This is a genomic window from Leptospira bouyouniensis, assembly GCF_004769525.1.
Taxonomy (GTDB): domain Bacteria; phylum Spirochaetota; class Leptospiria; order Leptospirales; family Leptospiraceae; genus Leptospira_A; species Leptospira_A bouyouniensis.
In genome coordinates this window covers 59,984-73,195 of the sequence record NZ_RQFT01000001.1, presented here as the reverse complement: position 1 = coordinate 73,195, position 13,212 = coordinate 59,984, and the positions used below count along the sequence as shown (strand labels likewise).

Sequence of the window (13,212 nt, the reverse complement as noted above, 5' to 3'; positions counted from 1 at the left end):
CATGTTCAAAGAACTTCACCCAAGTCTACGAAACGCAATGTATGTGGTATTATTTAGTTTTACTGCACTTGTAGCAGCAACTTTTTATACAATACGACTTACCTTCAAACATTTCGAACCTGTGATGGACAAAAACTATTACGAAATTGGCCTAAACTACGAAAAAGCCATCGAAAATCAAAAAGAACTATTAAACCAAGGATATAAACTCACAACCAATTGGGACAATATGACACTACTTCCACTTGGTGAAATAGATTTAAACGTGACCTTAAACCAAAAAGAAACTTTAGTAAAAGCTGATTCAATCTATGTTATATTGGAACGGAATGCAACCACCAAAAACACAACTAGATATGACTTAAAGCCATCAAATCTTAGTTTTACAGGGAAAATCCCTTTAAAAGAAACCGGAACGTGGAATCTGCGAATCATCTCTAACATCAACGGCAAATTGTTCGAGAGAGAAAGTAAAATTACAGTGCGATGAACGATACCACTTCACAACACACAAAAACAGAATGTGATCATTGTGGAAATTCAATCCAATTGATTCGAATCGAATCAAAACTTGGGAATGAACCGAAAGTTTTTTGTTGTGAAGGTTGTGAAACTGTATACTCTATTATACACTCGCTCGGTGGTAGTTATTATTACAATCTCAAAGGGAATACAAAACTAAATCCAGTCCAAATCGAAGAGAATGAACCCGAGATTGAAAATGAACTTGTATACCAAAAGTTTGTCAGACCGTCTGGTGGATTTTCGGAAGTTTCCATCCAAATCACAAACATCCATTGTTCTGCATGTGTTTGGATTAACGAGAAAGTTCTCAATGAAGAAGACGGAATCCTTTCGGCACAAATCAATTTTGCTTCTGGGCGGGCAAGGATTCGTTTCGACGAATCGAAAATTAAAATATCTCGTATCCTTTCTCTAATCCGGGCAATTGGATACAAACCTATTCTTTTTTCCCCTACCGAGGGTAACCTTCAAAAATCAAAACAACTAAAAACGCTTCTCCTTCGCATTGGAGTAGCTGGTTTTTGTTTTGGAAACATTATGATTTTGAGTGTTGCGTTATATTCTGGATATTTTACAGGTATCGATCTAAATTTAAAAAGAATGTTCCATTATGCCTCTTGGGTGTTTGCAACACCTGCGTATTTGTATTCTGGATTTCCTTTTATGTCCGGATTTCTAATAAGTATTAGAAGGCGAACACTTTCTATGGACTTCCTATTATTTTTAGGAATCTCTCTGGCTTATTTTTATTCTGTGTATGTTACAATAACGGATAAAGGAGAAGTGTATTTTGATTCGGTTGCGATGATTTACTTTTTTATATTGGTGGGAAAATACTTTGAAGAGAAAGCTAGAGTTTTTGCCTCTGATAAATTAGAATCCATCCTTTGTAAATTACCCGAAACTTCTGTACGTATTTCAGATACTGGAGAAAATACTATTCCGAGTAGTGATATCAAGTTAGGCGACAAAATCCAAGTGGCACCGGGAAAACGAATCCCAGTGGATGCGACTCTTTTATCAACGGAAACCTATGTGGATGAATCTTTTTTAACGGGAGAATCAGTACCAATTCGCAAACTAAAAGGAGATTCGATCCTAGCAGGTTCCCTTACTATGGACAACCCCGCTCTGATCCTTGCTAATTCTGATTACCATGCGTCGACATTGTCTTCTTTAAAACTTAGGCTAGAGGAAGCTTTACACCTAAAACCAAAAATCCAAATCTTAACGGAAAGGATTGCATCTTACTTTATCTCTGTTGTATTTCTGTTAGCCTTCATCTGTTTTGGAGTTTGGATGTATGTAACAGCAGGTGATTTAGAGCAAAGCCTTGTCACAACTATTGCTGTTCTCATCGTCGCATGTCCTTGTGCATTAGGAATCTCTGTACCCACTGCCCTTGTCACAAACCATATCCTAAATGCTGAAAAAGGAGTACTTTTAAAAAATCCTTCAGTAGTAGAAACGTTAGCAAAAGCGGATACAATCTTTTTAGATAAAACTGGAACACTCACAGAAGGTAAATTTTTAGTTCGATTGGTTACTGTATCGGAAGACCACCTACCTTTTGTTTATCGAATAGAAAAAGAAATCAACCATCCACTTGCAAAATCACTTGTAAAGTATCTTTCACCATTTCGATCAGTCAAAGAACGCGCAAATGAAATGGAACTAAACCAGTTGCAAAATGTTCCAGGGCAAGGTGTGAAAGCGGAAATCAATTGGTTGAATCAAAACTATACTGTTCTGATTGGCAACAAAACACTTTTAAAAAATGAAAATATCCTGATTGAATCCATTCCAGATATAGAAGGGTCTCTCATCTTAGTCGCCATCAACGGTAGGATGGAAGGGATGTTTTTATTAGCAGATGAAGTAAGACAAGGTGCTAGGTCATTTGTCTCACTACTCAAACAAATGATTCCTAAAATTGCAATTCTATCAGGGGATCGATTCCCAGCTGTAAAATTTATTGCTGAATCACTTGGAATCAAACAATATTACTCAGATCTTTCCCCGGAAGAGAAGGCAAGTATCATCCAAGATTCACAAAACAAAGGCAATATAGTCATCATGGTCGGTGATGGAATTAACGATAGTTTGTCTTTAGCCAGTGCTAATATCTCCATTTCACATTCGGAAGCAGAGGATATGTCATTGGAAAAATCAGATGTTGTTCTAACCTCAGGTAATTTAAATGGTTTAGTTCACTCTTTACTTTCTGCAAAAAAAACCAAAGAAGTCATTTTACAAAACATCATCATATCTTTTTGTTATAATTCCATCATGTTGCCACTCGCCATGTTTGGTCTAATGTTACCCGTGATTTGTGCGGTGTTTATGGCTTGTTCTAGCTTGACAGTATTACTCAATTCGTTATCGATACGAATAAGGATCCCAAAATGGAAGCCCTCTATTTAACCATACCAATGGCAATGTGTATTGCTGGTTTCTTTTTATATGTATTTATATTAGCTTTTAAAAAAGGCCAATTTGAAGACATAGAATCTCCAAAATACCGAATGTTTTTTGAAGAAGAATACCCGGTACAATCGAATTCGGAAAATTCAGATCCTGGTAATAAAGTTAAAAAAGATGGATCAACTAGCAAACATTAGTTTTTTTGGTTCAATCCTCATTTATGGTTTAATTAGCAGTTTTCACTGTGCTTTGATGTGCGGACCATTTGTTTCTCTGCTCCAATCAGAAAGCCCATCCAAACAAATTCCTGTTTTACTTTATCATTTGGGTCGGATGCTCTCTTATACTTTTTTAGGCCTGGTTTTAGGTTTTTTGGGGAAAGGAGCCAATGCTTTGGGAGAACTCACCACAATCCAAGGGATAGCAGGTATTTTCACCTTTGTATTTCTATTCCTTTTTTTGTTGCGTATGTTCGTGAACCAAACCAATCCAAAAGTTGGTAGATTCCCAAATGGGTTTTCCCAACTTTTACAAAACCTGAGAAGGAAAACCAATCAAAACGGCTTGGGATTGGGTATTGGATTCTTTAGTGCCCTACTCCCTTGCGGTGTTTTGTACCCTGCCTATGCTGCATCGTTTGCAACAGGGGACATGATAACAGGTGGGGTCGTAATGTTTACTTTTTACTTAGGCACAGTGCCAATGCTAACTGGTGTAAACTTTCTTTTAGGAAAAATTCGAAAGTACATTCAACCCAAATGGATCCCAGTTTTTGGAACACTATTACTATTGACATCACTTGGGTTTCTACTCTTCCGATTGTTTTTCCATGCACACGGAGAATCTTGCGACCATTTAATCAATTAAAGGGTGTTATCCCCTCTTACGAAAATATTTTTCCTTGAAATGGCTGACAAGATTTGGATTGATTTTTGTTTCTAATGTGCTTCCGATCACTGCAATCAGTTTTTTTGCGATGACTCGATCATGGTTGGCAAGCCATCTTCGATACTCTGTATTGAGTCCTGATTCTCCGACGAGGATCACTTCACTTGTGGTAGGATTTAAATTTCTTGTAATCTCTGCGAAATCCCATTTATCGGACTCTTTTAGTTTTTCCCATGACTTAGATTCCATATGATCTGATTCTAACTTGATCATATCAATTCGTTTGTTGTTTAGGTAGAGAATGCAAGCGTTCATTTTCAATTGTCCCTTTACAATTATGACGGAACATTTTGAAATTAGATACTCCTTTCTACGATTAAAGACCTCTTATCCGTACTGATATTTATCAATACCAATGATCAATCGAAACTCAAACTCACAATCGATTCAGAACTCAGTTCTTCAACCAAGTAACCCATGTTATTGACAATTTCATTTGGTTCAATGATCCATTGATTGATCGAAAGAGTAACAAAAACAAGAAAAACCAATGCCACTGAAACTGCTATGTTTCTGCTTCGTTTTTGTTTTTGAACTCGAGTTGTTGTTTTTCGGATGATTCGAGATTCGAAATCAGAATCATTCAATAATTCTTCCCATTTTTTAGGATTCTTGGAATTCATTTTTTACTCCTGGCAAAGTTTTACGGATCCATTCTTTTGTTCGAAACAACCTAGACTTAACAGTTCCTTGTTTGATATGAAGTTCGATTGCGATTTCTTCCATACTTTTCCCAGATAAGTACAAACGTAATGTATTTCGATACACTTCAGGAATACTCTGTAACATTGATTCAATCCAATCTTCATTGAGAAAGGAGTTGTTATCTTCTACTTGGAAAAGATCTGATTTGTTTTTTTGAAGGAACCTTTTTGCCTTTTCTTCTTCTCGTAATCGTTTTTCATTCATTCGAAGGGATTCATTCTTTGCGATCGTATAGATCCAAGTAGAAATTTTCGAACGCCCATCAAACCCACTTTTTTCGAGTGATTTGAATACACGAAAATACACTTCCTGTACCACATCTTCTGTGGCATCGTCAAAACGATCGATGAGGGTTTCACCGATCGTTTTTAAAACCAAGTATTTGGTTTCTTTGACTACTGTTTCGAAGTCAAAAGTAACCATAGTTTACTCTTCTGGTGGTTGGTGACGAGAAGCAAATTTTTCAACGAGTTCTGCAAACTTTTCTCTTTGTTCAGGTTTGAGTACCGCATGGAATTCTACAAGTTTCGTTTGGAAAAACTTTCGCATCTCTTGGTGGCGAGTTTCTCTTTCGACACTCATTTTATCGAGAAGTTTGGTATCAATTTTTTCTGAACGAATCTGAGTTGCCATTTCTTTTGCCCAAGATTCATGTTTAGGTTTCATTTCCTTGTGTTTGGCAATGAGTTCCGCTTTGATACTTTCAAGTTTTGCCTTTTGTGTTTCGTCCAAATCCAGTTTTGAAGTGAGTTTCGATGCAACCCATTCGATTCTTTTTTCAAAGTCTTTATGCCCGCGGCAATTGCCAAAAGCAAAGGCCATCACTGATATAAGACCGAGGGTTGTGGTGATTTTTAGCACTTGTTTGAGAGAGATCATAAAACCTTCCTTGTTAGTTTTGAGAATATGACCCGGAAGATTTAGGAAAGGTTCCCTGCTCAAAAAAAAAGAACAGGGAGATTCTTTTTTATGATATTGGATTAGATGCTTGGGAAAGGTTCTCCAACGATATATCCGTCAGCTTTTAAATCTCGGCAAGAAATGATGTTTGGAATCAGTGAACCAAGTGCATATCCTTTGAGACCATTAATAGATTCCACACATTGGTCAATATCGGATTTTACGTAATATTTATCAGACTCTATTTTTGCAATGTCAGCAGCGAGGAAAGTTACTAGTGAAACATTCCCTCTTCCAGATAATAAAATTCCATTTACAATATCCGCTTGGATGGCTGCATCTGTGATCCTTCCTGCAGCAACTGAACCCTTTTCGCGGTCAAGATTGGCACCAAGTGGGTTTAAAACCAAACAATTAGTGAGAGAGAATGCAAGAGCACCCAGAATCATTTTTTTTAACATAGAGAATCCTTTTACGATTGTTTGTTCTAAGATGAAAACTATCCTTTCGAATATCAAGAAAAATCTAATGAATCATATAATTTAACAGTTATCAATCGCCCACAACGAATGTGGTTAGATACCATTGGCCTTTCTTTTTTTCAAAAAAAGCTCTGTAGTCAAGAGGACTACGAACGAATCGATCACAAACAAATCCGGATTTTCCCTGAGGGGTACAGATTTTTTTCCAATTACAATTGCTTTCTTTTTCCAATCTCCTTCCATCCAAATCATCTGCTTCCGATCGAACAATTTGATAACTGAGTTGCTGGAGAGTCTTAGAATCTTTTGAAGCATCCTCTCTTACATTTACATTTTTCCCAATCACTAGATAATGTGAAAATGGATCATATTCACTCGGGAAGGTTTCAAAAAAATAAGGAGCAACCATTTGGCCTTCTGCATTTTGTCGAAAACCCAATTGAATGGTATCATTCATCAAATTCCAAAAATCTGATTCATTCGGTTTCTCCATGAGTTGGAAGTATTTTAAAAATTCTTTTTTGCCCGACTCTGGACCAAAAGTAAAATGAATATCTTTATCTAAAAACGTCTCCAATGACTTTCGATCTTTTGATTTTAAGGCTTTTACAAATTTTGCTTTGAATTCTGCAAAACTTTTATCTTTCGACGAATGATCGATAGGTGGTAAAGTTTTTGTAGCAAAAGATTCACAAGGTAAAATCACCATGGGGAAAAGGAACAAACAAAAAATTGATATGTAATTCAGCATAGAACTTGCAATAAATTTACTAAAAAGGCAAAGAGAATCAATTCTTTTTCGTAATTGAATTTAAAGAATTACATTGTTTCGAAAGTCCCAAGTTTTCTCGAATTTCTTCCAATGACCGTTTTTTGCGTTTGAGTTCGCAAACTTTCAAAAACAAATCATTGTATTCTTTATCGAGTTTTTCCCCATCTTCATCTTCTTCTACGATCACAAGTTTTGCAATTTCAACACATGACCTTTCTGAGTCCGGCAAAAGTTGGTAAATGGTTTTGACCGTTTCTTCTTTTTGTTTACAATTGGTGGCAGAATTCTCTTTTTCAATGCCATAGAGAAAGAAAGGTAAAATAGAAATCAAAAGGAATGAATTAACAATTGGGTTTTTCTTCATGCAAAACATAAATCTTCTTCCCATTTCCATTTGGTCGACTATCTTTCGTTCTCAGCTGGAGAAATTCTGGAATGAAACAGAACAAATTTAGGATCGAACATGACCTACTTGGTGAAAGAGAAATTCCAATCGAAGTATATTGGGGCATCCATACTTTACGCGCACTAGAAAACTACCCTATCACCGGAAAAACCATCGGCTCCTACCCCGATTTGGTGTCTGCCCTTGCCCATATCAAAAAAGCATCTGCGGAAGCCAATTTACAATTAGGACTCCTTTCAAAAGAAAAAACCAAAACCATCATCGAAGCTTGTGACCGAATTTTGGCCGGAGAATTCCACACTGAGTTTGTTGTGGATGTGATCCAAGGGGGAGCGGGGACCTCAACAAATATGAATGCCAACGAAGTGATTACAAACATTGCCTTGGAACTGGCAGGTCATCCTAAAGGTGATTATGGTTACATCCATCCATTGAATGATGTCAATATGTCTCAAAGCACAAATGATGTGTATCCATCATCGATCAAATTAGCCGCTGTCTTTTCAATCCGAGGGTTACTTTCTGCGCTTGAAAGTTTACAAATGTCATTTCGTAAAAAATCAGATGAATTTAAGGATATCTTAAAAATTGGTCGAACGCAATTACAAGATGCTGTTCCCATGACATTGGGACAAGAGTTTTCAACTTATGATGTTATGTTAGGTGAGGATATTTCTCGCCTCAAAGAAGCCACGTCTCTGATTGGCGAAATCAATTTGGGCGCTACGGCTATTGGGACAGGTATCAACACAGATATTCGTTATTCCAAAATTGTCACAGAGATTCTTGCCAAACAAACCGGTATTGATTTGAATGCTGCACCAAACCTAATCGAAGCCACGCAAGACACGGGAGCCTTTGTACAGTTGTCAGGTGTATTAAAACGGATTGCTACAAAACTCTCAAAAGTATGTAACGATTTACGACTATTATCTAGCGGACCACAAGGTGGGTTCAATGAAATTAATTTACCAGCAAAGGCAGCAGGATCTTCCATAATGCCAGGCAAAGTCAATCCAATTATCCCAGAGGTAGTCAACCAAATTGCTTATGAAGTGATTGGAAACGATATTACAATCACAATGGCAGCGGAAGCAGGACAATTACAATTAAATGCATTTGAACCAATTATTGCCCATAGCTTATTCAAAAGCATTGAGCACTTAACTGCTGGTTGCAAAACTTTGGAAATCAACTGCGTTTCTGGTATCACAGCAAACAGAGAATTGTTGGAATCCCGAGTAAAAACTTCAGCCGGACTTGCAACTGCACTCAATCCTTATATTGGTTATGAAAATGCCACTCTTGTTGCCAAACGAGCACTCGCAGAAAATCGATCGGTGGAATCCATCGTACTTGAACTAGGTTTACTCGAAGAAAAAAAATTAAAAGAAATTCTGAGACCCGAAATTTTGACTTCTCCACATTCTTTCTAAAGTTCGTTAAACGGTATTTAATGGTTGATTCTTTTAGATAGATTAGTAAATTCTAATACAAGTATTCCTAGAATGATGAATCCGTTAGCAAAGGTATTTCTAATTGAAGACGATGCAGTCACTACATTCCTCATCAAAACCTTGATGGAAAAGTTTTCCTTCGCATCTGAAATTATTACCTTCCCCAATGGTGCTGATGCGTTAGAAGCTTTGCACAAAACAAATGTTTCTCCTGATCTTTTGTTTTTAGATTTGAACATGCCAATCATGGATGGATGGCAATTTTTAGATGAGATCCAAACCAACTCCCAGTTTTCAAAGATTCCTACCTATATTCTCACCTCTTCCATTGACCCGAGTGACAAATCCAAAAGCCAATCCTTCCCCAATGTCAAAGGGTATCTCACAAAACCTTTGGCCTTAAAGGATTTAGAAGCCATCCAGATACCTAAATAAGAGAAAGAGACATAACTTTTTTTCTACAGTTTTCGGCAATCCAACCGATATTTTCAATGTGAGACTCACCGACATTCCTTCTGTTACTTCTGTACTCAACCGTATGGAATCACTCACCCAACTGACCAAAAACCCAAAGTCTTTAATTTCGTTTCCCGATGTATTAGAACGCGAGTTTTCCAAACAAATCCAAAACCAAACTAACCAAGTAATAAGCCAAGAATCGAAGGATTCCCTCTCATTGCCTTTCCCCAAACCACAGACAATAAGAGAACCTTACGAGAAAATCGGAACAAATCAGCCAAGAAATTTACTCCAGTCGATTGAATCCATTGCGGAAGCACAGGGGATGGATCCCAACTTGGTCAAAGCCATGGTGAAAGCAGAATCTGGATTCAAAACAAAGGCAGTTTCCCCAAAAGGTGCCATGGGTCTTATGCAACTCATGCCTGAAACTGCTGAGAGTTTGGGTGTGAAAGATCCATTTGATCCAGAAGAAAATGTGGTGGGTGGTGTGAAATTCTTAAAAGGACTCATGAAAGAATTCAAAGACCCTGAGAAGGCGATTGCCGCTTATAATGCCGGACCTGGTGCAGTCAAACGATATAAGGGCATTCCTCCCTATGAAGAGACAAAACAATATGTTTCAAAAGTGAAACAGTTTTACAAAGACTTCAGTTCGGAATGAAAAATGAAAAGAACGAATTAATAAAAACTCAAATACCCGAATTTTTTCTGTAAACTTGCCGTATAGACATCGAACGGACGTTTTGCGGGAACACTCCCCCAAGCATCGTCCACCTTTTTGAATATAAAATTTAGATTCTTTTCGTTTTTGATCCGATCGGATGTGGTTTTTTGAATGAGCACATCATCTTCGCTCAGTGGAACAATGCCAATGGAACGATTGGATTTTCGAAATAAACCCGATTTTTGAACCAGTTGGATGTCTTGGTTCCATATCCCTTCCACATACAAAAAGGATTTATCGGAAAGGTTTGTTTCTTTTAAATATTTTGTTTTGGTCCCTGTTTGGAAGTACAAGGCAAACGAAAACTCTTTTGGTAGATAAATTGGATCTGATTTTAGAATCAGTGCTTGCCCAAAGGATTTGGTAAGATTTTTGGTTTGGGTTTCCCAAGGTTCAACACCACTTGCTTTTAAATCCTTAAAGATAAAATATATAGAAGTAAGAATTGCAAGACCTAACACCACGGATGCGGTAATGGTATTCAATTCTTTTTCTGTTTTTAGTAAAACATGTCCTATCCCTATGGTTAAGATAGGAAGTAAAATCATAAGGGACGTTTGGTACCATGTTTTGAAAAGAAAGGAGACGGAAGCCTCTCCAAAAAAATTGGAGTATGAAAAGTAAATTAAGGAGAACACAAAAAAAGCGAGGTATCCGAGTAAAAATAAAAACGGTACATTTTTCTTTTTATAAAATACAGATGTTTTTTGAGCTGCTTTTTTTGATCCGCGAATCCCTGTAAAGATCACAAAGAATGTGAATCCCAAATAGAACATGATGAAACTAGAAAAAAAGGCAAGTAGAGTGAATGTAGGAAAGATAAGTAAGTCCGACATCTTCTCCAAACGAAATGTCAAAAATACAAGTAACAAAAAAACCAAACATAGAGTTTCTGTGAAGTAAGATGTAGGAAACCCATAGGAGAAAGGAAGAAACGCTGCTAAGTAAACAACAAAATAATGATTTCGTTTCCATTCAAAGTTTCTAAGGAGCAATAGAAACAAATGTAAGAATAAACTATAAAAGAATCCAGCTAACGCAATGAACGATGGGATGTAATTCGAACCAAAGATTTTTTTCCAAGTGACCACAAACCAAAAAGCAAGAGGTTCTCTCGCAGAAACGAGTCCCCCTTCCTCGGTTGCTGCCTTCACATTCGCTAAAAACTCCCATTCTGTTTCCGTTGTTGGGAAAGGGCGAAAATACGAGAACAAGGCATAACCCAAACTTAAGAGTAAGATGCTAAAAAAGAAAGGAATTGGTGAAAAAGGTTTAGGTTCGCGCATCTTGGAAAAGGCTTAATTTGCCTAGTCCTGTATAAATTTTTAGGTGAAAATATTCCAGAAGATTTTCAATTATACATAGAAATTATAAAACGAGGCAAAGAATGTCCGCCGAAAAAAAAGATTACCTTCTCGTTGACGAGAATGGACAGGGAAAACCTGACAAACCATGGATTTTTAGGACCTATGCAGGGCACACCAATGCAAAAGCCTCCAATGAGTTGTACAGAAAGAACCTTTCTAAAGGCCAAACAGGGCTTTCCATTGCATTTGATTTACCCACTCAGTGTGGTTATAGCTCTGACCATGAAGTTTCTCGGCCAGAAATCGGAAAAGTGGGAGTTCCCATCAACTCACTTGAAGACTTCCGCATCTTATTTGACCAAATCCCGATCGAAGAGATGAACACCTCCATGACCATCAATGGAACCTCCATGTGGTTGTTATCTCTTTATGTTGCCCTTGCAGAGGAACGAGGAGTCCCTCTTGAGAAGTTAAATGGTACCACCCAAAACGATCTGATTAAGGAATACCTTGCTCGTGGGACATACATTTATCCGCCAAAAGATTCGATGAAAATCATCGTGGATATGTATGAATACTGTCTCCATAATATTCCGAAGTGGAACCCTTCTAACATTTGTTCGTATCACTTACAAGAAGCAGGTGCAACACCTGTCCAAGAACTTTCGTTTGCATTGGCGACAGCCATCGCAGTACTCGATGCCATCAAGGAACGAAACTGTTTCACTTCTGAAGAATTTGAACAGTGCGTAGGAAGGATCTCGTTTTTTGTCAACGCAGGGATTCGTTTTGTTGAAGAGATGTGCAAAATGCGGGCATTCTCTGAAATGTGGGAAGAAATCACAAAAGATCGTTACGGTGTAAAAACAGCAAAGTACAGAGTGTTCCGTTATGGAGTCCAAGTAAATTCACTTGGTCTCACAGAAGAACAACCTGAAAACAATGCTTGGAGGATCCTCATTGAAGCATTGGGAGTAACACTTTCGAGAAATGCAAGATGCCGTGCACTACAATTACCTGCTTGGAACGAAGCGCTCTCCTTACCTAGGCCGTGGGATCAACAATGGTCACTGCGATTACAACAAGTTCTTGCTTATGAAACAGACCTTCTCGAATACCCAGATATCTTTGAAGGATCCAAAGTCATCGAAGGAAAGGTTAAGGCATTAAAAGAAGAAGCAAAATTGGAAATCCAAAAGATTCTCGATATGGGTGGTGCTCTAGTTGCCATCGAAAATGGTTATATGAAATCACAACTAGTGAAATCACAAACTGAGAGACTTTCAAAAATCAATTCCAATGAACTTGTGATTGTTGGTAAAAACAAATGGACCGACGGGATCAAATCACCTCTCATGACAGACTCTGATGGTGGTATCTTTAAAGTAGATCCAAAATCTGCTGAACAAACATTAGGTGTTCTATCGGAAGTGAAAGGACGCCGAAATGCAGAAGTTGCTAAAAAATCTTTAGAAGAGCTCAAACAAGCGGCACGAGATGGAAAAAATCTTATGCCTTACTCCATTGCTTGCGCAAAAGCGTTGATTACTACTGGTGAGTGGGCCGATGCACTGCGCGAAGTTTACGGTGAGTACAACCCTCCAACAGGTGTGGATGGCCAAAAACTTTTCCTTTCTGATGACAAAGTGTCAACAGTTCGAGGCAAAGTAGAGGCATTCACCAAAGCTCATGGACATAGACCAAAAATTGTTGTTGGAAAACCAGGGCTTGACGGTCATTCCAATGGAGCCGAAATGATTGCCGTTTCAGCAAAACACAGTGGGTTTGATGTTATTTATTCAGGTATCAGACTTTCGCCTGAAGAGATTGTTCAATCCGCAGTGGAAGAAAATGCAAATGTGATTGGTCTTTCCATTCTTTCTGGTTCCCACAAAGAAATCGCTAAACAGTTGTTTGATGAACTAGCTCACTACAAGGCAAAAATCCCTGTTGTGATTGGTGGCATCATCCCTGAATCCGACTTTGAAGAACTAAAGAAAATGGGAATCCGAGAAATCTTCACACCAAAAGATTACGATCTCATGTCGATTATGAACAAAATCATCGACATCATTTCCGTAGAACCAGCTCTCGTTTAAC

Annotated in this window: 16 protein-coding genes; 8 read left to right on the top strand and 8 right to left on the bottom strand. The window is 37.8% G+C overall.

All coding sequences use genetic code 11. The features are described 5' to 3' along the window. The first annotated feature begins 1 nt into the window (after position 1). The 4 genes from EHQ43_RS00370 to EHQ43_RS00355 are packed head-to-tail and all read left to right on the top strand — an operon-like array spanning position 2 to position 3,816. Positions 2-490, top strand: coding sequence for a FixH family protein (locus EHQ43_RS00370; protein ID WP_135769862.1), 489 nt, complete (start codon positions 2-4; stop codon positions 488-490). After that, a complete protein-coding gene (locus tag EHQ43_RS00365) occupies positions 487-2,949 on the top strand; it encodes a heavy metal translocating P-type ATPase (RefSeq protein ID WP_135769861.1) in 2,463 nt (820 codons plus the stop codon). Before EHQ43_RS00370 ends, EHQ43_RS00365 begins: the two co-directional genes overlap by 4 nt. Continuing rightward, positions 2,931-3,146, top strand: coding sequence for a cbb3-type cytochrome oxidase assembly protein (locus EHQ43_RS00360; RefSeq protein WP_135753725.1), 216 nt, complete (start codon positions 2,931-2,933; stop codon positions 3,144-3,146). The genes EHQ43_RS00365 and EHQ43_RS00360 overlap by 19 nt, the downstream gene beginning before the upstream one ends. Beyond that, entirely contained in the window at positions 3,124-3,816 is a 693-nt protein-coding gene (locus EHQ43_RS00355; protein ID WP_135769860.1) for a sulfite exporter TauE/SafE family protein, read from the top strand. The genes EHQ43_RS00360 and EHQ43_RS00355 overlap by 23 nt, the downstream gene beginning before the upstream one ends. A gap of 6 nt (positions 3,817-3,822) precedes the next feature. Here EHQ43_RS00355 and EHQ43_RS00350 read toward each other — a convergent pair whose 3' ends face one another. The 7 genes from EHQ43_RS00350 to EHQ43_RS00320 all read right to left on the bottom strand — a co-directional run bounded on the left by EHQ43_RS00350 (position 3,823) and on the right by EHQ43_RS00320 (position 7,120). After that, positions 3,823-4,152, bottom strand: a complete 330-nt coding sequence (locus EHQ43_RS00350; RefSeq protein ID WP_244242567.1) for a hypothetical protein — start codon at positions 4,150-4,152, stop codon at positions 3,823-3,825. A 104-nt stretch (positions 4,153-4,256) separates the two neighbouring features. After that, a complete protein-coding gene (locus EHQ43_RS00345; protein WP_135742522.1) occupies positions 4,257-4,520 on the bottom strand; it encodes a hypothetical protein in 264 nt (87 codons plus the stop codon). Continuing rightward, the gene (locus tag EHQ43_RS00340) at positions 4,501-5,025 is read right to left on the bottom strand and encodes an RNA polymerase sigma factor (protein ID WP_135769859.1); all 525 of its coding nucleotides are present in this window, start codon (positions 5,023-5,025) and stop codon (positions 4,501-4,503) included. Before EHQ43_RS00340 ends, EHQ43_RS00345 begins: the two co-directional genes overlap by 20 nt. Positions 5,026-5,028: 3 nt before the next feature. Beyond that, complete coding sequence (locus tag EHQ43_RS00335) at positions 5,029-5,481, bottom strand: Spy/CpxP family protein refolding chaperone (protein ID WP_135742524.1); 453 nt, start codon at positions 5,479-5,481, stop codon at positions 5,029-5,031. Between the two features lie 101 nt (positions 5,482-5,582). After that, positions 5,583-5,963, bottom strand: coding sequence for a TIGR04452 family lipoprotein (locus EHQ43_RS00330; protein ID WP_135753726.1), 381 nt, complete (start codon positions 5,961-5,963; stop codon positions 5,583-5,585). Positions 5,964-6,054: 91 nt separating this feature from the next. Then, entirely contained in the window at positions 6,055-6,735 is a 681-nt protein-coding gene (locus tag EHQ43_RS00325; protein WP_135769858.1) for an SH3 domain-containing protein, read from the bottom strand. Positions 6,736-6,772: 37 nt separating this feature from the next. Beyond that, positions 6,773-7,120, bottom strand: a complete 348-nt coding sequence (locus EHQ43_RS00320) for a hypothetical protein (RefSeq protein WP_244242566.1) — start codon at positions 7,118-7,120, stop codon at positions 6,773-6,775. Between the two features lie 71 nt (positions 7,121-7,191). On the opposite strand from EHQ43_RS00320, the gene EHQ43_RS00315 reads away from it, so the two are divergent. The 3 genes from EHQ43_RS00315 to EHQ43_RS00305 all read left to right on the top strand — a co-directional run bounded on the left by EHQ43_RS00315 (position 7,192) and on the right by EHQ43_RS00305 (position 9,742). Continuing rightward, positions 7,192-8,598 (top strand): aspartate ammonia-lyase, encoded by a 1,407-nt coding sequence (locus EHQ43_RS00315; protein ID WP_135769856.1) that lies wholly within the window; start codon positions 7,192-7,194, stop codon positions 8,596-8,598. A gap of 72 nt (positions 8,599-8,670) precedes the next feature. Further along, positions 8,671-9,054: a response regulator gene (locus tag EHQ43_RS00310; protein WP_135742529.1), complete on the top strand. Its 384-nt coding sequence runs from the start codon at positions 8,671-8,673 to the stop codon at positions 9,052-9,054. A 58-nt stretch (positions 9,055-9,112) separates the two neighbouring features. After that, on the top strand, positions 9,113-9,742 hold the full coding sequence (locus tag EHQ43_RS00305; protein WP_135769855.1) for a lytic transglycosylase domain-containing protein: 630 nt from the start codon (positions 9,113-9,115) through the stop codon (positions 9,740-9,742). A gap of 17 nt (positions 9,743-9,759) precedes the next feature. On the opposite strand, the gene EHQ43_RS00300 is transcribed toward EHQ43_RS00305, so the two are convergent. Beyond that, entirely contained in the window at positions 9,760-11,091 is a 1,332-nt protein-coding gene (locus EHQ43_RS00300; protein WP_135742531.1) for a hypothetical protein, read from the bottom strand. 101 nt (positions 11,092-11,192) lie between these two features. On the opposite strand from EHQ43_RS00300, the gene EHQ43_RS00295 reads away from it, so the two are divergent. Beyond that, positions 11,193-13,211: a protein meaA gene (locus EHQ43_RS00295; protein WP_135742532.1), complete on the top strand. Its 2,019-nt coding sequence runs from the start codon at positions 11,193-11,195 to the stop codon at positions 13,209-13,211. Position 13,212 lies beyond the last annotated feature (1 nt).